Genomic DNA, 22,169 nt, shown 5'->3' on the forward strand with positions numbered 1-22,169 from the left:
CGCGACCCACCGCCATGGCTAGCGTGTGTGCTCGTTCACACATCGGTAACCCGGTGGGCACCCCGCCGTGATGTGTGCACGAGCACACATGGTTTGAACAGGCACAACGCGAACACGTAAGGAAGGCTCATGCCGGACCGGGCACGATCACACCCCGCACCGATGCCGTACACCGGCATCGGGCTCGGCTGTGACTACAACTTCGAGCAGTGGCCCGAAGAGGTCTGGCACGAAGACATGCGCCTCATGCGCGCCGCAGGCGTCGACCTCGTCGCCGTCAACATCTTCGGCTGGTCGAACCTCGAGCCGCAGCCCGGCCGGTACGACTTCACCGCCCTCGACACGATCATCGAGCTGCTGCACGCCAACGGCATCGCCGTCAACCTCGGCACCGGCACCGCCTCTCCCCCGCCCTGGCTGACCCACCGCCACCCCGAGGTCCTGCCCGTCACCGCCGACGGCACGACCCGGTTCCCCGGCGGCAGGCAGGCCTTCTGCCCCAGCTCGCCGGTCTTCCGCGACCACGCGCTCGCCCTGGTCGAGCAGGTGGCGCAGCGCTACGGCGACCACCCGGCCCTGGCGATGTGGCACGTGTCCAACGAACTCGGCTGCCACAACGCCCTGTGCTACGACGAGGCCAGCGCGCAGGCCTTCCGCGAATGGCTCGTGCGCCGCTACGGCGACCTCGACAGCCTCAACCGGGCCTGGGGCACCGCGTTCTGGAGCCAGCGCTACGGCGACTGGGCCGAGATCGCCCCGCCCCGGCTGACGCTGTCCACCCGCAACCCCGCCCAGCTCGTCGACTTCCACCGGTTCAGCTCGGACGCGCTGCTGGAGTGCTACCTGGCCGAGGCCGACATCCTGCGCGGGCACTCCAGCGCGCCGATCACCACGAACTTCATGGTCACCGCGCACATCCGCAACCTCGACTACTGGAAGTGGGCCCCGGCGATGGACGTCATCGCCAACGACCACTACCTCGACCACCGGCTGGCCGCCCCCGCCGCCGAGCTGTCGTTCGCCGCCGACCTGACCCGCGGCCTGGCCGGCGGGCGGCCGTGGATGCTCATGGAGCAGTCCACCGGCGCGGTCAACTGGCAGCCCCACAACCTGCCCAAGGCCCCGGGCCAGCTGCTGCGCAACTCGCTGACCCACGTCGCGCGGGGCGCGGACGCCCTGTGCTTCTTCCAGTGGCGCGCCTCCGCGCAGGGCGCGGAGAAGTTCCACTCCGCGATGGTGCCCCACGCGGGCACCGACACGGCGCTGTGGCGCGAGGTCCTCGACCTGTCGGCGACCCTCGACCGGCTCGACGAGGTCGCCGGCAGCACCGTCGCCGCCGACACCGCACTGCTGTTCGACTGGGAGTCCTGGTGGGCGGCCGACACCGAGGCCCGGCCGTCGCAGGCGATGCGCTACCTCGACCAGGTCCACGCGGCCCACCGGGCGCTGCGCGAACTCGGCGTCACCACCGACGTCGTGGCTCCCGGCGCGGACCTGAGCCGGTACCGCGCGGTGGTGGTGCCCTGCCTGCACATGGTCTCCGACGCCGAAGCCGCCGAGCTGACCGCGTTCGTGCAGGCCGGCGGGCATGCCGTGGTGACGTTCTACAGCGGGATCGTCGACCGGCACGACCGCGTACGGCTCGGCGGCTACCCCGGGGCGTTCCGCGACCTGCTCGGCGTGGTGGTCGAGGAGTTCGTGCCGCTGCTGCCCGGCGACGAGGTCGGCCTGGACAGCGGGGCGCGTGCCGCCGTCTGGACCGAGCTGCTGCGCACCACCACCGCCGACACCGTCGACCGGTACGCCGACGGGCCCCTGCCCGGGGTCCCGGCGGTGACCCGCAACCGCCACGGAGCGGGCCAGGCCTGGTACGTCGCCACCGCCCTGGAGCCGGCGGACCTGCGCGACGTGCTGCGCCGCGCCCTGCGCGAGGCGGCCGTCACCGCCGTCGGCCCGGAAAGCGACGGCACCGTCGAGGTCGTGCACCGGCGCAGCGACAGCCACCGCTACACCTTCGTGATCAACCACGGTGCCAAGGACATCGAGCACCCCGCCACCGGCCGCGAGCTGGTCACCGGCGAACACGTCGGCGCGGTGCTGCGGGTCCCGGCCGGTACGGTCCGCGTGCTCAGACAGGAGATCACCCGATGACCCAGGTCGCCACCCACCAGCCGCAGGCCGGACCGGCAGCTCCGGTCGAACGCGCCGGACCCGCCCGGCGCGGCAGGCACCGCTACGCCCGCGCCGTCACCCTTTTCGTTGCACCGTTCGCGGTCCTGTTCCTGCTGTTCTACGTCGTCCCGATCGGCTACGCGGTCGTCCAGTCGCTGTACGTCGTGCAGCGCACCGGAACGTACGGCCCCGCCCAGGAGGTCTTCGGCGGCCTGGCGCAGTACCGGCTGGTGTTCAGCGACGGTCCGTTCTGGGCTTCCGTCGGGCGGATGCTGGCCTTCGGCGCGGTCCAGGTCCCGATCATGCTCGGAATCGCCCTGGCGCTGGCCCTGCTGCTCGATTCGGGGCTGGTCACGGGGCGGCGGTTCTTCCGGCTGGCGTTCTTCGTCCCGTACGCCGTGCCGGGCGTGGTCGCCGCGATCATGTGGGGCTTCCTCTACTCGCCGAACCTGTCGCCGCTCAAACCGATCACCAGCGCCGTCGACCTGCTGTCGGCCGACACCGTGCTGTGGTCCATCGCCAACGTCGTCACCTGGGTGTACGTCGGCTACAACATGCTGATCATCTACTCGGCGCTGATGGCGATCCCCACCGAGATGTACGAAGCCGCCCGCCTCGACGGTGCCGGCCGGCTGCGCATCGCCTGGTCGATCAAGATCCCCCTGGTGCTGCCCGCGATCGTGCTCACCACCGTCTTCTCCATCATCGGCACGCTCCAGCTGCTGTCCGAACCGCAGGTGTTCCGCAGCTTCAGCTCCGCCGTGTCCAGCACCTACACCCCGAACATGACGGTCTTCTCCATGTCGGCCATCCCCAACTTCAACCTGGCCGCGGCCTTCTCCGTGGTACTGGCCCTGACCACCTTCGTCCTGTCCTTCGCCTTCCTCAAGGCCACCCAGCGCAGGGGCATCCAGTGACCACCCACCCGACCACCCCCGCCGAGACCGTCCGCCGCCGCGACCACAGCACCGTTCCCCGCTCCGCGGCGATGCTCATCATGGGCGTCTGCACCGTCTACTTCCTGCTGCCGCTGTGGTGGCTATTCGTCGGCGCCACCAAGAACCGCGAGCAGTTCACCGGGACCAGCCCGCTGTGGTTCGCCGACTTCCACCTGGCCGACAACATCCGCGAGCTGATCGCCTACCGCGACGGGGTCTTCCTGCGGTGGACGCTCAACAGCGTCCTCTACACCGGCGGCGCGGCGCTGCTGGGCACCCTGCTGGCCGCCATGTGCGGCTACGCGCTGGCCAAGTACCGCTTCCCCGGCCGTGAACTGATCTTCAACGTGGTGCTCAGCGGCGTGCTCGTGCCCGCCACGGCGCTCGCGCTGCCACTGTTTCTCATCTTCAGCCAGGTCCAGGCCACCAACACGTTCTGGGCGGTGTTCCTGCCCAGCCTCGTCAACCCGTTCGGGGTGTACCTGGCCCGGGTCTACGCCACCTCCGGTGTGCCCGACGGGCTGCTGGAGGCCGCCCGTATCGACGGCTCCGGCGAGATCCGCACGTTCTTCACCATCTCCGCCCGGCTGATGTCCCCCGCGCTGGTGACGATCTTCCTGTTCCACTTCGTGGCCGTCTGGAACAACTTCCTGCTCCCGCTGATCATGCTCAGCGACGAGCGGCTGTTCCCGGTCACCCTCGGCCTCTACTCCTGGAACACCCAGATCGCCCAGGTGCCCGAGCTGCGCGGCATGGTCATCGTCGGCTCGCTGATCTCCATCGCCCCCCTCGCCGTGGCGTTCCTGCTGCTCCAGCGGTTCTGGCGCACCGGAATCAGCACCGGCGCGGTCAAGTAACACCCCCCTCTCCCCCGCAAGTGATCCTCACCGAAAGGTTGCCCTGATGAGCGCGTTGCTGCGCACCATAGGCGTGCTGCTGACCTCAGCAGTCGCCGTCACCGCCTGCTCCTCCCCCGACGCCGCCCCCGGCGGCACCGCGTCGGCGTGCGCCCCGGCCAGTGGCGGGCCGGTCACGCTGACGTTCACCTCCTGGATTCCCGGCGTCGAGCAGGTCGTGCAGGCTTGGAACGCCAAGAACCCCGACATCCAGGTCAAGGTGCAGACCGGCCCGAACGGCAACGGCGGCACGTACCAGAACTTCTTCAACCAGCTCAAGGCCGGCAACGCCCCGGACCTCGGGCAGATCGAGTACGACGCGCTGCCGGGCTTCCGGGTCCAGGACGGCCTGTTCGACCTCGCCGCCTGCGACATCGTCGCCCAGGCCAAGGACCAGTTCGTGCCGTGGACGTGGGACCAGGTCAGCCTCGGCGACGCCAAGGCCGCGTACGGGGTGCCGCAGGACACCGGTCCGATGGCGCTGTTCTACCGCGCCGACCTGTTCGAGAAGAACGGCATCGCCATCCCGGCGACCTGGCAGGAGTACGCAGCGGCGGCGGAGAAGGTCAAGGCCGCCGGCGGGTACATCACGAACTTCTCGCAGAGCGACGTGAACCAGTTCGCCGGGCTGGCGTGGCAGGCCGGGGGCCGCTGGTTCGGCAACGACGGGCAGAAGTGGACCGTCAGCCTCGCCGACGAGAAGACCACGAAGGTCGCGCAGTACTGGCAGGACCTGATCGATCGCAAGCTCGTGTCGTCGGTGCCGCCGTGGACGACCGAGTGGGACAACGCCTACAACACCGACCAGGCCTGGACGTGGGTATCGGCGGTGTGGGGCGCGAACTCGATCGCGTCCGGCGCGCCCAAGACCGCGGGCAAGTGGCGGGTCGCGCCGATGCCGCAGTGGAGCAGCGGTGAGACGGTCGCGGGCAACTGGGGCGGGTCGTCCACGGCCGTGTTCAAGGGGTCCAAGCACCCGTACGAGGCGGCCAAGTTCGCGCTCTGGCTCAACACGAGCGAAGAAGCGCTCACCCTGCTCAACCAGAAGGCCAACCTGTACCCGGCGACCAAGGCCGGCGCGAACCTGCCCGCCCTGGCCAGCGGGGTCGCCTTCTACGGCGACCAGAAGATCTACGAGATCTTCGCCAAGGCGTCCGCGCAGGTCCCGGCCGGGTTCACCTGGGGACCGGCGATGACCGCGACCTACGCCAACGCCTCCGACGGGTTCAAGGCCGCCGTGTCCGGCAAGGGCACTCTCGTCGACGCGCTGACCGGCGCGCAGACGTTCACCGTCCAGACCCTCAAGAACCAGGCGATCCCCGTCGCCTGATCCTGCCTCCCCGCACGGCGGGCCGGTCACGTCAGTGACCGGCCCGTCTTTTGTACCGGCCGAAATCCGCGATCAGGCACGGATGACGGTCACCTGTCCCTGGTCAGGCCGAGCACAGGGCGCTGACGGCGCTGGCGTCCGAGAACCCCGACCACCCGTCGCTGATCAAGGTGTAGACCTTGCCCTTGTAGTCGGTGCCCGGCGCGGCGAGCTTCTTGGTCAACGCGTCCAGCCGGGCCACGTCCGCCGTCAGCGCCTCGGCGAGCTTCGCGTCCGTGGTGCCCTTGAGGGCCGTCGCCAGGTAGCTCCGGTAGCCGGCGACCGCGGTCTTCAACTCCACGAGCACCTCCTTCATCGCCGGGACACCACCCTTGTAGTTGCCGTTGCGGAAGCCCGCGTACATCACCACCGACGTGTAGACCTCCATCAGCGGCTGCTTGCGCCCCTCGCAGAACGCCGTGTAGTCCGCGCCGGCCGGCGACGGGCTCGGCGACGGCGCCGCCGAGGTCGCGGCGGGGCTGGGCGACGGAGCCGGGGCGGCGGTGTCGGGCGCAGACCCGGCACATGCGGCTGCGCCGGCCAGGACGGCCGTGAGCAGCAAAGGCAGAACGATACGGCGCATGGTGTGGCGTACTCCAAGTCATGATCGGGTCGAACGCCTCAGCTTCGCTCACCTCGCCCGGCGGGCGCAGAGCCGTTGCGCCACATTTCGATCACGAACGGGGCTCTTTCTCGGGAAGTTCGAAATCCCAGACGATGACCGCGGGTACCGCCCACGCGGCCCGCACCGCCTCCGGCAGCAGCGCGATGAGCGACCAGGGCCAACCGGCCCAGTCACCGGGTTGCGCCTGCGCCAGGGGCACCGGAGGTGGCGGCGGCTGGTCACCGCCCGAGCCGCGCGGCTCCTCGCACGCCCGGATCCGCAGCCCGGCGGCAAGCGCGGCGCGCACGAAATCGCCGGCGGTGTGCCGGTACGTGGCGACCAGGCCCGGTTCGCCGGACGGGCCGAGCGCGTGCGGGATCGAGCCGCGGAAACCGATCTCGCAGTGCGCGTCGGAGATCACCGCACGACCGCCGGGGCGAAGGACGCGGGCGAACTCGGCCAGCACCGGCTCCAGCGACGGCGAGTGGGACAGCGCCAGGCCGGAGACGACGAGGTCGACGCTGTCGTCGGGCAGCGGCAGCTCACGCAGATCGCCCAGGCGGAAGTCACCGGACGGCACCCGGGACCGGGCCCGCTCCAGCATCTCCGGTGAGCTGTCCACACCGATCAGCGTGAACCCCTGCCCCGCGAGGTACTCGGCGTGCCTTCCCGTGCCGCACGCCGCGTCGAGGGCGTCGCCGACCGGCAGCGCCTCAATGAGCCGGTGCATGACCGGCTCGTCGATGTCGAACAGGCTGTTTCGCGGCTCGTCGTAGGTCGCCGCCCACTGCCGGTACCCGGTGAGGGTGTCGCCCCGCCCGACCCGCACCCCCTCGTGCCCGGTGAGCGCCGGGTTGGCCAGCAGCGCCCGTACCTCGGCCAATCGCCGGTGCGTGAACTCCTCGTCGTACTCCCCGCCCCATCCGTGCAGGAGCGCAAGGCCTTCGATCCCGAGCAGGTACGCCAACGGATGCTGGTAGATCATGCGGCGACCGTAACCCGCCGGATGACATCGATCCACGTATTTTAAAGGCGCCTCGCACTTGCGTACCGCATGATCGGCCGGGGACGCCGGCGTCACCGGGGGGAGAGAGAAGATGGCACTGCTGATCAGCGGCAAGACACGGTGCGCCGTGTGTGGCGAAGTCATCCACGCGCAGGATGAGGTGGTGATGTTCGCGCCGGGTCTGTTCGGCCCGCGATCCCGGCCTCACCGGTTCGACGACGCATCTGCGCACCATCGCTGTCTAACCGGGTTGGACACCGGGCGGCAGGCGCTGCGGGAGCTCAAGGAGTTCATCACCGACCCGGTGGCGTACGTCCGAAGCAGAAACGAGATGTGAGCACCCCTGCTCCCCCGCTCACGGCTCGACGCCTGAACCCGATCCGCATACACGCCGGTCCAACGGGTACGGCGCGGGTGGCCTCAGACCGAACGCCGTTACTCACTGATCTGAGTGTGGGCCGGTCCTGAGTCATAGCGGTCGAGAAACGCGTCGGCGGGGATGTCGAGTGCATGCAGTTTGGAGAACACCTCCGAACCCGCGCCGATCTCCTCGTCGCCGTCGGAGATCCGGTATGCCTGCACCATGTTGAGGACTTCGAAGTCCTGGTCCTCGGCGTAATCGGCGGACTCCCGCTCGGCCAGTTCGATGGCCTCGTCGAGCGACGATGCCCGGAACAGCACGACCCGCTCCTCGTAGGGGCGGTTTTCCCAGGTCACCCATCTATAGAAGGTTCTGACGCCGTACCACCCCTTCGGCTCATGCCTCATTGCCTGGCCGCCATCCCTTCACACCGAACCGCAATCATCGCACTGGTTCACTCAGCGAGCTCGGCAGCCTTCGCCGCGGCAGGACGGTTTCGTCGCCAAAGAGCGAACGACGCGCCCAGGGCCAACACCAGCACGAGAGCGACCGCAGCGATCGTGGCGGAGGTGGAACCGGGCTCCGGCTCCGTCACGCTGGCCGGCACTCCCTCGGCCGCCGCCGATGGTGTCGCGGCCGGCGATGTGGGGACGGCGGTCGCGACGACCGCCCCGGAAGGAGACGGCGCGGCCGTCGCGGACGACGGCGACGGCAGAGCCACCGATCCGGTCGACGGGGCGGCACCGGAGCCGCGGGCACGCACCTGGAAACCGAAGTCGCTGTTGGCCACATTGGTGTCATCGCAGCGCTCGGCCACGAGCACGCTCACCCCGCCCGAGGCGCTCACATCGGTCTTGGCGAACTTCAGGTGCATCTCCCAACGCAGGGACCTGCCGGGAGCGAGGTCGTCGGCGCGGCACCGGAACGCCGACTTGGCCAGCTTCGTGCAGCCGACCAGCCGGACGATCTCGAAGCCGCTGCCGCGAACCGTCAGCTCGAACGTCGGCACCTCCATCGGACCCCGGTTGGCGACCGTGTACCGGAATACCGCGGTCTCCCCCGGGTTGGCCTGTGCGACCTGGTTGCCGCTGACCACCACGTCGGCAGTACGCGGCACGCCCACGGTGACCTTGACCCGCGCGGTGGCGAGCCGGGCGTCGGCGGGGATCGAGCCGTCGACGGCTCCCTCGGCACGTACCACCATCGTGCCGGCGAAACCGGTCTTCGCGTACGGCCGCAGCGTGACCAATGCGGTGAGGCGTCGCTGCTCGCCTGGTGCGAGCTGGGCGTGGGACCCCGTCGAGCTGACGAGCACGCGGCCGGTGTCGCCTTCCATCGTCACGGCCAGGTAGGCCTCGGCGCTGGCCGAACCCTGGTTGCGCACGGTGACCTCCACCGTCGTGATCACCCGCGCCCCGGTCGTCACCGCCGACGGCACGTTCGACAGCGCCAGGTCGAGCGGCACAGCCGCGTGCGCCGCGGACGGCATCAACGCGACGGCACCGAAGACGGCGGCCAGCAGTCCGGCCAGGCGGTTTCGCACGGTCTCTCTCCTCAGTTCCTGGCCGTCACGGTCTGCCTGCCGCAATCTAGAAGATCAACCGGAACGCGGGCATCCGCCGAACGGCCCGCACCAGCCCCCGGCCCTACGGTCCGCCCACCCAGGGACCGGCACCGCAGGCGTCGCACACGAAACCTGGCGCTCTGGCACACTGCAGCGATGCCTACGTTTGATCGACTCTTCGCCGAGCATGTCGCCACCGGGCTGGCCCGCCAACTGGCGCTGGGCGACCTGATCGGCGAGCGCGGCTGGCAGCTCGACCTGACCGGCGGCACCGTCGTGTTCGGCGACGATCTGCGGTACCGCGTCCAGCTGCTCGGCACGGAGAACCACGACGACGGCAGTTGGCTGTGGGCCTGGGCGAACGAGGCGAGCAACCTTCCACCGGCACTGCTGCACCTGTGCGGTTGGCTGCGCGAGTACGGTCACCGCCAGGGAGTCGCCGAGCTCACCGAGCCCACGTTCGCGCTCGGACGCGCCGACGGGCACCGCCTGGCCCTGCTGGCCTCGGGCCTGACCGGCCGGTGTTACTACCGCGGCCCGTACGACGGCGGCGCGGTCTTCTTCCACCTGGACGACGCCCCGCCGCAGATCACCGCGCCGGTCCGGCCGGAACGCGCGCTGAGCGTGTTGGGCCAGGTCATCCAGAGTTTCCCGGTCGACCACCGGACCGTCGTGGAGTCGTTCCTGCGCCAGCAGTCGTGGCGCGTGGACCCGGCACCCACGTCGGTGACCGCGCACCACGCCGACGGTTCCACGCTGCGCGTCGACTTCGACACGCTGGGCCGCGTCAGCAACATGTCCGGCTCTGTGCGCCCGTAGGTTCGCGTGGGAACCTGGCCGGCGCTGACCGAGGAGCAGTACGCGGTGATCGTCAGCGCGTACGAAGAGGCCGCGATCGGGCACATCATGGATGAGTTCCGAGCACGGCAGCGGTGGGCCGAGACCGGCACCACGACCACTCCGTCCGACCTCGACCTCGACGCGAAGCGGGCGCTGGTCCCGCACTTCGCTCGGGTCCTGGCCGGCATGGTCGCCCGTGGCTGGGTCGACCTCTTCCAGGGCTATCCGACCAAGGGCAGCGTCGCGCTCACCGCCGACGAGGTGGCTGCGGTCATCAACGAGGCGACGAGTTGGATCAGCGAACTCGACGACTGGAAGGTCATCGGTCTGTCCACCGGCGACGAATGGGATCGGCTCACCGGCGCGTGGGACCGACTTCGCGGCTGAGCAGATCCCACACCGTTCACCCGGACGTCACTGCAATTGCGGGCGTTGCGGACCCGGTGCCCGCCCTTCACCGGTGGGCGAGCTCAGCTCGGCGAGCACGACGGCTTCACCTGCCGGCAGGGTCGCCAGGGCGTCGACCGCTGGGGCGATCTGGTCGCAGTCGGTCTGGCAGGACGGGCAGTGCAGCAGGTGCCCCTCGTACGACCGGGTCTGCTCGACGGGCAGCGCGCCGATCAGGTAAAGCCCGGCCAGGGACGAGCCGTCGCCGGGCGGGCATGCGGAGCCGCCCGGTTCCGGCGCCCGGGCAAGCAGGCGACGGGGCTGGCCCCGACCCGGTTCGGCGCGTCGCGCCTTTCGGCTTTCCACAAACCCTCCTCACGCTCGACTGCCCGGCGTACCCGCCAGTAATGTATGACGTCCCGCCGGGTCCGCCGGTTCAGCCGATCCGCTGGTTCTCTAGACCGCGGGTGTCAATCGGGTCTGCGGCTGCCGGGCGGCCGGCACCGCCGCCGGTGCCAGCTGGAACCAGTAGCTGGCGTAGCCGGGCAGTGCGAGCACGTAGGAGTCCTCGTCGACCTGCGGGAACCGGGTGCCGCCGGTCAGTTCGGTCGGGACCCAGCCGCTGAAACGGTCGCCGAGCGACAGCCGTACCGGCTGCGGGAACCGGGACAGGTTGTGCACGCACAGCACCGCCTCGTCGGTGTCGCCTTCGCGCAGTCGGCGCAGGAACGCCAGCACCGCCGGGTTGGCGGCGTCGACGTCCTCGTAGGTGCCCAGCGCGAGCGCCGGGTGCTGCTTGCGCAGGGCGATCATCCGGCGGGTCCACTGCAGCAGGGAGGCGGGCTGCTCCATCTGCTGCTCGACGTTGATGGCCTGGTAGCCGTAGACGGGGCCCATGTTGGCCGGCAGGTACAGCCGGCCGGGGTCGGTGGTGGAGAAGCCGCCGTTGCGGTCCGCGGTCCACTGCATGGGGGTGCGGACGCTGTCGCGGTCGCCGAGCCAGATGTTGTCGCCCATGCCGATCTCGTCGCCGTAGTAGACGACCGGGGAGCCGGGCAGGGACAGCAGCAGCGAGGTGAACAGCTCGATCTGGTTGCGGTCGTTGTCGACCATCGGGGCGAGCCGGCGGCGGATGCCGGCGTTGAGCCGCATGCGGGGGTCCTTGGCGTATTCGGCGTAGAGGTAGTCGCGTTCCTCGTCGGTGACCATCTCCAGGGTCAGTTCGTCGTGGTTGCGCAGGAACGTGCCCCACTGGCAGCCCGAGGGCAGCACCGGGGTCTGGGCGAGGATCTCCGAGATCGGGTGGCGTGACTCGCGGCGCACCGCCATGAAGATGCGCGGCATGAGCGGGAAGTGGAAGGCCATGTGGCACTCGTCGCCGCCGACGGCCGGGTCGCCGAAGTAGTCGATCAGGTCTTCGGGCCACAGGTTGGCTTCGGCCAGCAGGATCCGGCCCGGATACTCCTCGTCGATCATGGTGCGGATCGCTTTGAGGTAGGCGTGGGTCTCGGGCAGGTTCGCGCAGTCGGTGCCTTCGCGCTCGAACAGGTAGGTGGCGGCGTCGAGCCGGAAGCCGTCGACGCCGAGTTCGAGCCAGAACCGTACGACGGCGAGCATCGCGTCGCGTACGGCCGGGTTGTCGTAGTTGAGGTCGGGCTGGTGGGAGAAGAAGCGGTGCCAGTAGAACTGCTTGCGGACGTGGTCGAAGGTCCAGTTCGAGGTCTCGGTGTCGCTGAAGATGATGCGCACGTCGGCGTACTCGGTGTCGGTGTCGCGCCAGACGTAGAAGTCGCCGTAGGGGCCGTCGGGGTCCTGCCGGGACCGCTGGAACCAGTCGTGGGTGTCGGAGGTGTGGTTGAGCACGAGGTCGGTGACGACGCGGATGCCGCGGCGGTGGGCCTCGTCGACGAAGGTCACGAAGTCGTCGAGGGTGCCGTATTCGGGCAGGATGCGGCAGTAGTCGCGCACGTCGTAGCCGCCGTCGCGCTGGGGTGAGTCGTAGAACGGCGGCAGCCAGACGCAGTCGACTCCCAGCCACTGCAGGTAGTCCAGTTTGCGGGTGAGGCCGGGCAGGTCGCCGCGGCCGTCGCCGTCGGCGTCGAGTCCGGCCTGCACCAGCATCTCGTAGAAGACCGCGTGTTTGAACCAGTCGCGTTCGACCGGCATTTCGCGGGGCAGCCGGGGCGGCAGTGGCGGGGTGGCGTCGTTTCTCATGGCGTTCCAGGTGGTGAGGGCGGTGACCCGCGGGTTGTTCGAGCACCCGCCCGGCGGGGCGGCCGGGCGGGCATCACGTCATACGGCTGGGGCGGCGTTTCGGATCGGCCCGGCCGGGCCCAATCCGTGGGCCGGAGGGCCCATCTTCGCCCTGGTCGGGACGGCCGCGATGGGCGATGCGGGGCAGGGCTGGCACCGTCCCTGCCCCGCATCGCGGTGGACACGCCTCGGACCGTCCACCCCGGGGGGAAGTGGTGAACTGCGGGCGCGTCGGCTGTGGGGCGCCGTGTCAGTCGGTGGCGCCGACGACCGCGCTCAATGCCCGCAGGGCGTAGTAGACGCGTGATTTGACGGTGCCTTCGGGGATGCCGAGCCGTAGCGCGGCTTCGCGGGTGGAGTGCTGGCGCAGGTAGAGTTCGACGACCACCGAGCGGTGCTCGGGGATAAGCCGCGGCAACGCGTCGCGGATGACCTGCGCCGCGACCACCCGGTCGAACATGTCGGCGGCGACCGGCTCGCGACCGTGCTCGGGGAACGCGATCTCGGCCGGGCGCACCTGCCTGGCCCGTGCCGCGTCGATCGCGACACGGCGGGCGACCGTGTAGAGCCACGGACCCAGCGACTCGATGTCGTCGGGCAGGTTGTCGATGTGCCGCCACGCCCGCATCAGGGTCTCCTGGAGCAGGTCTTCTGCCAGGTGCTGGCGGCCCGGGTTCAGCCGCTGGAGGAACCGCAGCAGGGGGTCGGCGTAGGCGCGCCAGATCGCCTGCATCCGTATGTCCGCCGGCACGGACCGGTCCGGTGCCGCACCGTCGGCGCACTCCGCCGGCCGTTCGTTCGTCAAGGCAGGCACCACGTACCCCTCCCTACTGACCTCATGAACCTGCTGCTGGACGGGCGTGAGGCCGTGGGCGGCCGGTCCGGTCCCGGCCGGACGCCCACGGCACGCCGTGTCACTTGACCGAGCCGGCCAGGACACCCTGGACGAAGTACCGTTGGAAGGCGAAGAACACCACCAGGGGCACCACCATCGACAGGAACGCTCCCGGGCCGATCACGTCGACGTTGGACGAGAAGGCACGCATCTGCTCACGCAGGGTGTACGTGATGGGGGCGTTGTCCGAGGTCGCGAAGACCAGCGCGACCAGCAGGTCGTTCCAGACCCAGAGGAACTGGAAGATCGCCAGCGATGCGATCGCGGGCCAGCCGATCGGCAGCACCACGCGGCGGAAGATGGTGAAGTCGCGCCCGCCGTCCATCCGGGCCGCCTCCAGCAGGTCCTTCGGGATGGCCAGGAAGAAGTTGCGCAGCAGGAAGATCGCGAACGGCAGCCCGAACGCCACGTGGAACGCGATCACCGCGGCGATGCTGCCGTAGATGCCCAGCGAGCCGAACAGTTTGGCGTCGGGGATGATCGCCACCTGCACGGGCACCACGATCAGCGCCACGATCAGCACGAACAGCCAGTCGCGGCCGGGGAATTCGATCCAGGCCAGGGCGTACGCGGCCAGTGCGCCGAGCACCACCACCAGCACCGTGGACGGCACGGTGATGAGCACCGTGTTCCACAGCGAGTGCAGGACGCTCTCGTTGCGCATGAGCCCGGCGTAGTTCTCCAGGGTCAGCCGGGAGGGCTCGGTCAGCACGGTCCACCAGCCGGTGGAGCTGTTGTCGGCGGTGGTCCGCAGGCTGGCCACGGCGAGCCCGACGACCGGGGCGAGCCAGAACAGGCCCAGCACGGCGACGACGACGTTGACCGCCGTGCTGCCGAGCCGGCCGATCAGCCGGGAGATCAGGCTGCGCCGCGGTGGACCGCTCGGGGTCACCCCGGCCGGTACGAGATCGGGGACCTGCGTGTCGATGTCGACGCTCACCTCTGCTCCCTCCGCATGCGCCGGATGTTGAACAACATCGCCGGCAGGACCAGCAGGAACAGCAGCACGCCCAGGGCGCTGCCGAGCCCGAAGTCCAGTCCCCCGCCGAACGACACCCGGTACATCTGCAGGGCGATCACGTTCGCGTCGTCCTGCGACGACTCGGGTGCCAGCACCATCACCAGGTCGAAGATCTTCAGCACGTTGATGGTCAGGGTCACCAGCACCACGACCAGCACGGGACGCACCAGCGGCACGGTCACCCGCCGGAACACCTGCCATTCGGTGGCCCCGTCGACCCGGGCCGCCTCCAGCGCGTCGCGGGGGATCGCCGACAGGCCCGCGGTGATCAGCACCATCGCGAAGCCGGCCCAGATCCAGATGTAGGCCAGGATGATCGACGGGGTGACCAGCGACGGTCCGAGCCAGGTCACCCCGTTGAACGGGGCGGTGAAGTTCTCCGGGCTCAGCCGCACGGTGTACGCGCCGGACGCGAGCCCGTCGAAGGCGAACCGCCCGTCGGCCGCGGTCTTCGTGGTGGCGACCACGGTTCCGTCGCGCAGCGCCTGCACCGTCATGGCCGGCAGGCCGCGCTCGACCGGGTCGATGACCCCGGCGGTGCCGCCGCCACCGGGGGTGAAGTCGAGCCACACCACCCCGGCCAGGCCGGACCCGGTCGGGGCCGCCGCCGCGACGGCGTCGGCGGGCACCCGGTCCTGCGGCAGGCCCACCAGCGGCATCAGTACGGTCGTGCCGGTGGTCGCGGTGGTCTCGAAGCCGCCGGCGGCCTCGGTCAGCGGCGCACCGTCACGGGGGCGGGCGCCGAAGTACTGCGACGGCGGGCTGAAGGCGTCGTGGACCGTCACGACGGCCGCGTTGAGCAGGCCGCGGTCGGGGCTCTCGTCGTAGACCATGCGGAAGGTGACCCCGGCGGCCAGGAACGAGATCGCCATCGGCATGAAGACGACCGCTTTGAACACCGAGGCCAGCCGCACCCGTTCGATCAGCACGGCGAAGACCAGGCCCATCGCGGTCACCAGGGAGGGCGCGACCACGACCCAGACGATGTTGTTGACGATGGCGCGGCGGGTCTCCGGCGCGGTGAACATCCGTACGTAGTTGTCGAGGCCGACGAAGGAGGCCCCGTCGGAGCTGTGCAGGCTCAGCCAGACCGTGTAGACGATCGGGTACGCCACCAGGGTCAGCAGGACGATCACGGCCGGGGCGAGGAACCAGACGCTGGTCAGCTTCTCCCACCAGCGCTGCCCCTCCCGGCGCGCGGACCGCGCGCCGGGCGCGCCCGGCCGGTCGGCGTCGGGCGCCGCCGTCGGGGTCTGGCCGTCGACCGGTGCCTCGGGCTCGCGCACAGCGGTCGCTGTGACGGCCTCGCCGACCGGCTCGGACGCGCGTGTCATCACTTACCTCCGAAGTCCTTCTTGGCGGCAGCCTCGAGCTTGGCGGCGGTGCCGGCCGGGTCGGCCGGGTTGGTCAGGAAGTCCTGCAGCAGGCGCCACATCGAGGCACCCGTGCCGCCGCCGAAGGTCTGCGGGGTGAGGTCGGACAGGTCGAAGCGCAGCAGGTCGGCCTTGACCACCGACTCGGCGAGCGCGACCGTGGTCGGGTCCGGGTAGGCGGAGGTGTCCAGGTTCTTGTTCGCCGACAGGAAGCCGCCCTTGGCCGCCATGATCTTCGCGGCTTCCGGGGAGGCCAGGAACGCGATCAGCTGCTGGGCCGCCGGGCTGTCCTTGAACGCCACGGCCTGGTCGCCCGCGGTGACCACGGCGGGCTTGGAGCCGTTGACGGCCGGCCAGTCGAAGAACCGGGCGCCCTCGCCGACCTTGACCTTGCCCAGCTTGTTGATCTCCGCGGCCACGAAGTCGCCCTCGAACAGCATCGCCGACTGCGGCTTCTCACCGAAGACGTCCGCGATGGACTGGGTGAACTTCAGCTGCACCGCGCCCTTCGCGCCGCCCTGCACCGCCTTGGCGTCGCCCCAGTACTGCCCGAGCAGCTGCAGGGTCTGCACCACGGTGGGGTCGGTCCAGGGGATCTCGTGGCGGGATAGCCTGTCGTAGTTCTCCGGGCCGCCGACCCGCAGGTAGACGTTCTCGAACCAGTCGGTCAGCGTCCAGCCGTCGCCGCCGGGCACCGCCATCGGCGAGATGCCCGCGTCGGCGAGCGTCTTGGTGACCTTGACGAAGTCGTCCCAGGTCGCCGGGGCCTGCACGCCGGCCTCGGTGAACTTGTCGGTGCGGTACCAGACCACGGACTTGTTGGCGACCTTGAAGTAGACGCCGTAGAGCTTGCCGTCGACCGTGCCGAGCTGCTGCCAGGCCGCGGAGTAGTTGGCCGCGACCGCGGTGGCGGCCTCGCCCGTCAGCTCCTTGATCGCGCCCTTGCGGGCGAACTCGTTGACGACGCCGGGCTGCGGGATCAGCGCGACGTCGGGCGGCGAGCCGCCGGCCAGCCGGCTGTTGATCAGCGCGGCGAGGTCGTCGCCGCCGGAGGTGTACTTGACCGTCGCGCCGGTCTTCTTGGCGAAGGCGTCCAGCACCTGCTGGAAGCTGGCCTGCTCGGTGCCCGACCAGGTGCCGGCGACCTCCACGCTCTGCCCGGCCAGGGGGCCGGAGCCTCCGCCGGTGGTGGGGTCGGCGGTGCCGCTGCACCCGGCGGCGGCCAGGACGGCGACCGCGGCCAGCGCGCCTGCGCGCAGACTGTTTCTCATCTAACATTCCCTTCTGGAGAAGATGCGGTACCTCTGTCCGACTGGTTTCGGGGGGTAGGAGCCCCGGCAGCCGGAAGTCGATTCAGTGGATGCTGCGACCGGTGTCGGCGTCGAACACGTGCAGTCGCGCGGTGTCGACGGCGACGGCGATCCGGTCACCGGCCCGGGCCGTGGAGCGCGGGCTGAACCGGGCCACGATGGCGGTCCGGTCGGCCCGGTCGCGCTGCGGCTCGGCGCCGGCGTCGCGGGCCAGTTCCCGGGTGTCCTCGCTGACCACGGCGGGCACGGGCAGGCTGAAGTGCACGTACAGGTCCGAGCCCAGTGCTTCGGTCAGTTCGGCCTCGGCGAGCAGGGTCTGGTCCTCATCGGCCCGGTCGAGCGCGGCGTCGCGCAGGTCCTCGGCGCGTACGCCGACGACGACGCGCCGATCCAGGTAGGCGCGCAGGCCCGGCTTCGTGTGCAGCAGGGTGTCGTCGACGCGCAGGCTGCGCTCGCCCAGCGCGAGCCGCAGCCCGCCGCCGTCGGCGGTGAACACGCCCTCGACGAGGTTCATCGGCGGGGAGCCGATGAAGCCCGCGACGAACATGTTCACCGGGTTGTCGTAGAGCTCCTGCGGCGCGGCGACCTGCTGCAGCAGGCCCTTGCGCATGACCGCCACGCGGTCGCCGAGCGTCATCGCCTCGGTCTGGTCGTGGGTGACGTAGATGGTGGTCACGCCGGTGCGCCGGGTGATCTTTCCGATCTCGGCGCGCATCTGCACTCGCAGCTTCGCGTCGAGGTTGGACAGCGGCTCGTCCATCAGGTAGACGGCCGGCTCGCGTACCATCGCGCGGCCCATCGCGACCCGCTGGCGCTGGCCGCCGGACAGCGACGCCGGACGCCGCCGCAGGTGCTCGGTCAGACCCAGGGTCTCGGCGACCGCGTTGACCCGGGGTGCGATGTCCTTGTCCCGCATGCCCCGCAGCCGCAGCCCGAAGCCGATGTTGTCGTAGACGTCCAGGTGCGGGTAGAGCGCGTAGCTCTGGAACACCATCGCGACGTCCCTGTCGCGCGCCGGCACCCGGTTGACCACCCGGTCACCGATGCGCAGGGTGCCCTCGCTGATGTCCTCGAGTCCGGCGACCATGCGCAGCGCGGTGCTCTTGCCGCAGCCCGACGGGCCGACCAGGACGAGGAACTCGCCATCGGCGACCTGCAGGCTCAGATTCTCGACCGCCCTGGTGCCGTCTGCGTACCGCTTGCCTATCTCGGCGAGCGCGACCTCAGCCACACGCCTCTCCCGACATGTCAGTGGTGGACTCGCACCGCCGAGCGCTGTCGGCGGTGCGGGTCGTTGTCGCCAGTCAGTGTTCGGGTGGCGGTTCGGTTACGGAACACCTCCGCGCGACATGAAACGTAACCGCTTTGTTGCTCACCAGGTCGGTTGCCGGACACCGTCCATTCCCGAGAATCACCCCGAATCCGGTGGGCAAACCGTCACAGACACTGCTATTTGCCGCTCCTCGCATGGTCCGGCCGGTGAACGTGCCGAAACATGCCGGAAACAATCCGGTGCGGTGGGCCCGTTGCGAAAAACCGGTGGGGTGGGCAGTCCGAGCCGCCGTGCCACGCGTATTAAGGAGTGTCGCCAACCCGCAGGAAGGGTCCCGTTGCCGCCACGCGCCAGACCACGCCCGCCAGAGCCGCCGTCCGTCGGCGCCCTGGCGGGTTTCGCCGTGGCCGTGATCAGCGACCTGCGACGGCATCCCCTGGCTGCCGACCTGGCGGCCGAGGGCGCCCGGGTGGTCAGCGTCCAATCCGTGCGCACGCTCGCCCAGCCGGTCGAGGAGACCCTCCAGCGGGCCACCATGGCCTGCCTGACCAGCCCCATCGACCACCTCGTGGTCACTGCCGCGGTCGAGTTCAACTACTGGATGGCCGCCGCCCGCAGCTGGCGGCTGGACGTGCCGCTGCTGGCCAGGTTCGGCCACGCCCGGCTGCTGGCCAGCAACCCCCGCTGCGCCGACGCGCTGCGGGCCCTGGGCTTCACCGACATCTCGTCCGCGGTGGACAACACCACCGAAGGCCTGGTCATGCACCTGCGCCACCGGCTGCCCCCGGGCCAGACGATCGCGTTGCAGCTGTACACCCCGGCCATGCACGAACTCGCCCACATGCTCTCCGAAGCCGGACACGAAGTGGTGGCCGTCCCGACCTTCCAGGTCCTGCCCTCCATCAACCCGGAGACCATGCGTCGCCTGGTCAACCAGATCGTCCGCCGGCACGTCGATGCGATCACCCTGACCAGCGCCGAGGCCACCCGGGCGCTGCTGTGGCACGCCCGCACCTGCGATCAGTTCGACGAGCTGCGCCAGGCGCTGGCCGCCGACGTGGCCGCGGTGTGCCTCGGCCCGCTGACCGCCGCGCCGCTGCGGGAGCTGAACATCCCCGTCCAGGTCGCCGCGGCTCCCTACCCGGAGCAGCTCATGGCCGCTGTACGCGAAGCGCTGGTCCGGCGGGCGCACCACCTGGAAGCCGACCGGCACACCTTCGAGATCCGCGGTGAGGCCGTCCTGCTCGACGGCGAACTGATCACGTTGCAGCAGGGGCCGATGGCCGTGCTGCGGGTGCTGGCCCGCCACCCCGACCGGGTGCTGTCCCCCGCCGAGGTACGCGGACAGCTGCCGTTCTGGGCCGGGGCCGACGACCACGCCATCGAGATGGCGGTGTCGCGGCTGCGCCGCGCGCTGCGGGGCGCCGAACTGGTCCAGACGGTGATGAAGCGCGGGTACCGGTTGGTCGAACACAGCCCGGTGGGCCACGACGAGGACGGGTTCCCCGCGGCGCGGGCGAGCTGAGCCCCGGCGGCGCACCGTTTGGGCCCCTGATGGGCCTCCCCGGCGACCACCCGCCGGGGGGAGGATGTCGGCCGAGGAGGCCCCTGCGATGAGCGAGTTGACGGCCCGTTGGTACGGGCACACGCTGGTGATCGGCGTGGACGAGCGGCTTCCGTGGAACCTGGTCGAGGCTCTGCCGTCCGAACGCGACCGCCACACGGTGCTGCTCGCCGGGGACGCCCCGCTGGCCGCCGAACCGGTGGCCCGGCTGATCGGCGAGGAGCTGCCGAAAGCGGGCTCGATCCGGCTCGCCTGCTCCGCGCCCGGCGCGGGACGGATCGCCCAGCAGCTGGCCGACCGGCTCAGCGTCGACGTCGTGGCACCGCTGGGACCGACCATGCTCGTCGGTCCGGGCTCGCTGTTCGTCGTGCGGCGGCCCCGGACCGACTCCTGGCGGCTGCACCGGCCGGGCGACCGGCCCCGCGACATCGACTCACCCCGCCATCCGGCCCCCTCATGGCAGGTCCCGCTGCCCAGGCAGCCGTTCGGCCGGCTGCACGGTCTGGTCGCGCACGAGCTGCCCGCGGGCTTCTGGCTGCACCGCCCCCAGCGGCGGCCGCTGCCCGCCGACGATCCGGCGTACGCGATCGAGGTCGACGGGGAGCGCGTGGTGATCCTGGTCGGACAGCCCGACCGCGAGCCGCCGTCACCGCGCCGGGTGTACCGCTGGCTCAGCCGCCTGCCGCTCACCGCGCTCGGCCGGCTCGTGCTGATGCCGTACGGCCCCTGGGGGCCGCTGCTCGACACGGTCGCCGGACGGTTGAGCACCGACCTGCACGTCACCGTCGGGCGCACCGCCGGGCTGCCGGTGCGGTCGCGGGGTACGACCTACCACGTGTCCGTGGACGGCGCCGGACGCACCGGTTCCCGGCCCCCCGCGCAGACGATGTCTTACCTGACCGACGACCCGGTGCCCCGGATCGAGACCTGGATCAGCCCCACCTCCGGACGGCTGGCCACGGGCCGCCCGGTCGAGGACGTGACCGACCGCTGGCTCGTCGAGGTCGTGCGCGCCGGCTACTGGCTGCGCGAGGCCGACGCCCCGGGCAGCGACGACGTGCGCCTGCGCCCGGCCGGCAGCGGCGACACCTTCCTCGTCGACGTGACCGGCGCGGAGGCCCACGACCTGGCCCGCCTGCTGGCCGCGCGGCTGCCCGCCGACATCCGCGGCAGCCTTCGTTTCGAACAGCGCGCCGAGCCCGCCGTCGAGCAGGTCGACGAACCGGCCCGGCAGCACGATCGCGGCCTCGCCGACCAGGACACGGTCGCGCCCGCCGCGGCCACGCCGGTGAGTTCCGCGATACCCGCCACGCTGACCGCGCCCGCCGCCCCGACCGTGCCGCCGATCCTGTCCGCACCCCAGGTGCGCCCGGCCCCGCAGACACCGCCGGCCACGGCCGCCGTCCCCGCGCCCGCGACCCTGTCCGCCGCGGCCGCCGCAGTGCCCCGTTCGCCTGTGTCCGCACCCCCGCAGCAGGCCCAGCCCGCACAGCCCGCAGCGGTGGCCGAGGCGGCGACGCCCGCGCCGCTGCGGCACCGGACGGCCGAACCCGCGCCGACCCCGCCTACCCCGCCGAGCACCGATCGCAGTTCCGCCGCCGTCCCCGCGACCCGCGGCGCGACCGCGTCGGCGACGTCGGCATCCGGCCCTGCGTCGGCCGCGTTGCCGCCCATGCCGCCGCTGCGCCGCCAGGCGGGCGCGGTGCCCGCACCCGCGCCGCGCCGCAGCAACGTCCATGAGCAGCGGCGCGTCCGCGAGCACCTCGGGGCGCAGTACGACGTGCACGCCCGCGACGTCACTCAGTTGCTGGTGCGGCTGCCGGGCATCCGGCCGGGTGTGGACGAGTCCACCGACGCCGTCATGGCCGACCTCGTAGCCGTCGCGGCGACGCTGCGACCGGGCCGGACCGGCACCGAACCGGCGCTGCGCGCCTGCCTGCTCAGCGGCCTGAACCGGCTGCCGACCGCGCTGGGCCCGGTGCGCGGCTGGGCCCCCGCCGACCCGGTCCCGCACCGGACCGGCGACGTCCTGATCAGCCCCGGCCTGCTGCGCGCCGGCGGGCAGGCTCCGTCCGACGAGCGCCACGACGAGTACACCGTCTACTCGCTCACCGGCCGGCGTCCCGGGGTGCTGTCCGACCGCGACGAGGTGCTGTTCGCGCCGGGCACCGTGTTCGAGGTGCTCGACACCGCCACCGGACCCGACGGCGTACGCCGGGTGCTGCTCAGCGAAGTCGCCGGACCCGAGACGGGCGCCCCGTCCCACGAGCAGGTCCTGGAGAGCCTGCGCGCCGACGCGTCCCGCCGCCGCTGAGCGCGCCGGACCCCATCCACCGAGCCTGA

Annotated in this window: 20 protein-coding genes; 9 read left to right on the plus strand and 11 right to left on the minus strand. The window is 71.0% G+C overall.

What is annotated here, in order from left to right:
• Positions 1–129: 129 nt before the first annotated feature.
• The 4 genes from AB0B66_RS30195 to AB0B66_RS30210 are packed head-to-tail and all read left to right on the plus strand — an operon-like array spanning position 130 to position 5,336.
• Positions 130–2,151, plus strand: a complete 2,022-nt coding sequence (locus AB0B66_RS30195; protein WP_360536302.1) for a beta-galactosidase — start codon at positions 130–132, stop codon at positions 2,149–2,151.
• The gene (locus AB0B66_RS30200; RefSeq protein WP_360536304.1) at positions 2,148–3,089 is read left to right on the plus strand and encodes a sugar ABC transporter permease; all 942 of its coding nucleotides are present in this window, start codon (positions 2,148–2,150) and stop codon (positions 3,087–3,089) included. Before AB0B66_RS30195 ends, AB0B66_RS30200 begins: the two co-directional genes overlap by 4 nt.
• Positions 3,086–3,967: a carbohydrate ABC transporter permease gene (locus AB0B66_RS30205; RefSeq protein WP_360536306.1), complete on the plus strand. Its 882-nt coding sequence runs from the start codon at positions 3,086–3,088 to the stop codon at positions 3,965–3,967. Before AB0B66_RS30200 ends, AB0B66_RS30205 begins: the two co-directional genes overlap by 4 nt.
• 46 nt (positions 3,968–4,013) lie before the next feature.
• Positions 4,014–5,336 carry an extracellular solute-binding protein gene (locus AB0B66_RS30210; RefSeq protein WP_360536308.1) on the plus strand — a complete coding sequence of 441 codons (1,323 nt, stop codon included), beginning with the start codon at positions 4,014–4,016 and terminating at the stop codon, positions 5,334–5,336.
• 103 nt (positions 5,337–5,439) lie between these two features.
• Here AB0B66_RS30210 and AB0B66_RS30215 read toward each other — a convergent pair whose 3' ends face one another.
• Both AB0B66_RS30215 and AB0B66_RS30220 read right to left on the minus strand, forming a co-directional pair.
• The gene (locus tag AB0B66_RS30215; RefSeq protein ID WP_360536310.1) at positions 5,440–5,937 is read right to left on the minus strand and encodes a hypothetical protein; all 498 of its coding nucleotides are present in this window, start codon (positions 5,935–5,937) and stop codon (positions 5,440–5,442) included.
• A 112-nt stretch (positions 5,938–6,049) separates the two neighbouring features.
• Positions 6,050–6,964 carry a class I SAM-dependent methyltransferase gene (locus AB0B66_RS30220; RefSeq protein ID WP_360536312.1) on the minus strand — a complete coding sequence of 305 codons (915 nt, stop codon included), beginning with the start codon at positions 6,962–6,964 and terminating at the stop codon, positions 6,050–6,052.
• 112 nt (positions 6,965–7,076) lie between these two features.
• Here AB0B66_RS30220 and AB0B66_RS30225 point away from each other — a divergent pair, with 112 nt between their 5' ends.
• The gene (locus tag AB0B66_RS30225; RefSeq protein WP_360536314.1) at positions 7,077–7,322 is read left to right on the plus strand and encodes a hypothetical protein; all 246 of its coding nucleotides are present in this window, start codon (positions 7,077–7,079) and stop codon (positions 7,320–7,322) included.
• A 98-nt stretch (positions 7,323–7,420) separates the two neighbouring features.
• Here the strand turns inward: AB0B66_RS30225 and AB0B66_RS30230 are convergent, their stop codons facing one another.
• Positions 7,421–7,702, minus strand: coding sequence for a hypothetical protein (locus AB0B66_RS30230; protein ID WP_360536316.1), 282 nt, complete (start codon positions 7,700–7,702; stop codon positions 7,421–7,423).
• 98 nt (positions 7,703–7,800) lie between these two features.
• Positions 7,801–8,889 carry a hypothetical protein gene (locus AB0B66_RS30235; protein WP_360536318.1) on the minus strand — a complete coding sequence of 363 codons (1,089 nt, stop codon included), beginning with the start codon at positions 8,887–8,889 and terminating at the stop codon, positions 7,801–7,803.
• 177 nt (positions 8,890–9,066) lie between these two features.
• Between AB0B66_RS30235 and AB0B66_RS30240 the strand changes: the two genes are divergently transcribed.
• Both AB0B66_RS30240 and AB0B66_RS30245 read left to right on the plus strand, forming a co-directional pair.
• On the plus strand, positions 9,067–9,729 hold the full coding sequence (locus tag AB0B66_RS30240) for a DUF6882 domain-containing protein (protein ID WP_360536320.1): 663 nt from the start codon (positions 9,067–9,069) through the stop codon (positions 9,727–9,729).
• A gap of 6 nt (positions 9,730–9,735) precedes the next feature.
• Positions 9,736–10,137, plus strand: a complete 402-nt coding sequence (locus AB0B66_RS30245; protein ID WP_360536322.1) for a hypothetical protein — start codon at positions 9,736–9,738, stop codon at positions 10,135–10,137.
• A 27-nt stretch (positions 10,138–10,164) separates the two neighbouring features.
• Here the strand turns inward: AB0B66_RS30245 and AB0B66_RS30250 are convergent, their stop codons facing one another.
• From AB0B66_RS30250 to ugpC, 7 genes are all read right to left on the minus strand, one after another.
• Entirely contained in the window at positions 10,165–10,503 is a 339-nt protein-coding gene (locus AB0B66_RS30250) for a hypothetical protein (RefSeq protein WP_360536324.1), read from the minus strand.
• 90 nt (positions 10,504–10,593) lie between these two features.
• The gene (gene treS / locus AB0B66_RS30255) at positions 10,594–12,351 is read right to left on the minus strand and encodes a maltose alpha-D-glucosyltransferase (protein WP_360536326.1); all 1,758 of its coding nucleotides are present in this window, start codon (positions 12,349–12,351) and stop codon (positions 10,594–10,596) included.
• Between the two features lie 289 nt (positions 12,352–12,640).
• Positions 12,641–13,195, minus strand: a complete 555-nt coding sequence (locus AB0B66_RS30260; RefSeq protein WP_360536328.1) for a sigma-70 family RNA polymerase sigma factor — start codon at positions 13,193–13,195, stop codon at positions 12,641–12,643.
• Between the two features lie 109 nt (positions 13,196–13,304).
• Complete coding sequence (locus AB0B66_RS30265; RefSeq protein WP_360536330.1) at positions 13,305–14,225, minus strand: carbohydrate ABC transporter permease; 921 nt, start codon at positions 14,223–14,225, stop codon at positions 13,305–13,307.
• Positions 14,222–15,640, minus strand: a complete 1,419-nt coding sequence (locus AB0B66_RS30270; protein WP_360536332.1) for an ABC transporter permease subunit — start codon at positions 15,638–15,640, stop codon at positions 14,222–14,224. The genes AB0B66_RS30265 and AB0B66_RS30270 overlap by 4 nt, the downstream gene beginning before the upstream one ends.
• Entirely contained in the window at positions 15,640–16,950 is a 1,311-nt protein-coding gene (locus AB0B66_RS30275; RefSeq protein ID WP_360536334.1) for an ABC transporter substrate-binding protein, read from the minus strand. Before AB0B66_RS30275 ends, AB0B66_RS30270 begins: the two co-directional genes overlap by 1 nt.
• 82 nt (positions 16,951–17,032) lie before the next feature.
• Complete coding sequence (gene ugpC, locus AB0B66_RS30280; RefSeq protein WP_360536336.1) at positions 17,033–18,220, minus strand: sn-glycerol-3-phosphate ABC transporter ATP-binding protein UgpC; 1,188 nt, start codon at positions 18,218–18,220, stop codon at positions 17,033–17,035.
• 118 nt (positions 18,221–18,338) lie between these two features.
• Here ugpC and AB0B66_RS30285 point away from each other — a divergent pair, with 118 nt between their 5' ends.
• On the plus strand, positions 18,339–19,787 hold the full coding sequence (locus AB0B66_RS30285; RefSeq protein ID WP_360536338.1) for a uroporphyrinogen-III synthase: 1,449 nt from the start codon (positions 18,339–18,341) through the stop codon (positions 19,785–19,787).
• An 88-nt stretch (positions 19,788–19,875) separates the two neighbouring features.
• The gene (locus AB0B66_RS30290; RefSeq protein ID WP_360536340.1) at positions 19,876–22,140 is read left to right on the plus strand and encodes a hypothetical protein; all 2,265 of its coding nucleotides are present in this window, start codon (positions 19,876–19,878) and stop codon (positions 22,138–22,140) included.
• Positions 22,141–22,169: the final 29 nt, after the last annotated feature.

Source organism: Catellatospora sp. NPDC049111 (assembly GCF_040648615.1).
GTDB lineage: Bacteria > Actinomycetota > Actinomycetes > Mycobacteriales > Micromonosporaceae > Catellatospora > Catellatospora aurea.

Coding starts and splice junctions, on each gene's coding strand:
- AB0B66_RS30200 (WP_360536304.1), top strand. CDS start 2,148: ATGACCCAGGTCGCCACCCACCAGCCGCAGGCCGGACCGGCAGCTCCG.
- AB0B66_RS30225 (WP_360536314.1), top strand. CDS start 7,077: ATGGCACTGCTGATCAGCGGCAAGACACGGTGCGCCGTGTGTGGCGAA.
- AB0B66_RS30290 (WP_360536340.1), top strand. CDS start 19,876: ATGAGCGAGTTGACGGCCCGTTGGTACGGGCACACGCTGGTGATCGGC.
- treS (WP_360536326.1), bottom strand. CDS start 12,351: ATGAGAAACGACGCCACCCCGCCACTGCCGCCCCGGCTGCCCCGCGAA.
- AB0B66_RS30195 (WP_360536302.1), top strand. CDS start 130: ATGCCGGACCGGGCACGATCACACCCCGCACCGATGCCGTACACCGGC.
- AB0B66_RS30240 (WP_360536320.1), top strand. CDS start 9,067: ATGCCTACGTTTGATCGACTCTTCGCCGAGCATGTCGCCACCGGGCTG.
- AB0B66_RS30220 (WP_360536312.1), bottom strand. CDS start 6,964: ATGATCTACCAGCATCCGTTGGCGTACCTGCTCGGGATCGAAGGCCTT.
- AB0B66_RS30275 (WP_360536334.1), bottom strand. CDS start 16,950: ATGAGAAACAGTCTGCGCGCAGGCGCGCTGGCCGCGGTCGCCGTCCTG.
- AB0B66_RS30210 (WP_360536308.1), top strand. CDS start 4,014: ATGAGCGCGTTGCTGCGCACCATAGGCGTGCTGCTGACCTCAGCAGTC.
- AB0B66_RS30270 (WP_360536332.1), bottom strand. CDS start 15,640: ATGACACGCGCGTCCGAGCCGGTCGGCGAGGCCGTCACAGCGACCGCT.
- AB0B66_RS30285 (WP_360536338.1), top strand. CDS start 18,339: ATGAAACGTAACCGCTTTGTTGCTCACCAGGTCGGTTGCCGGACACCG.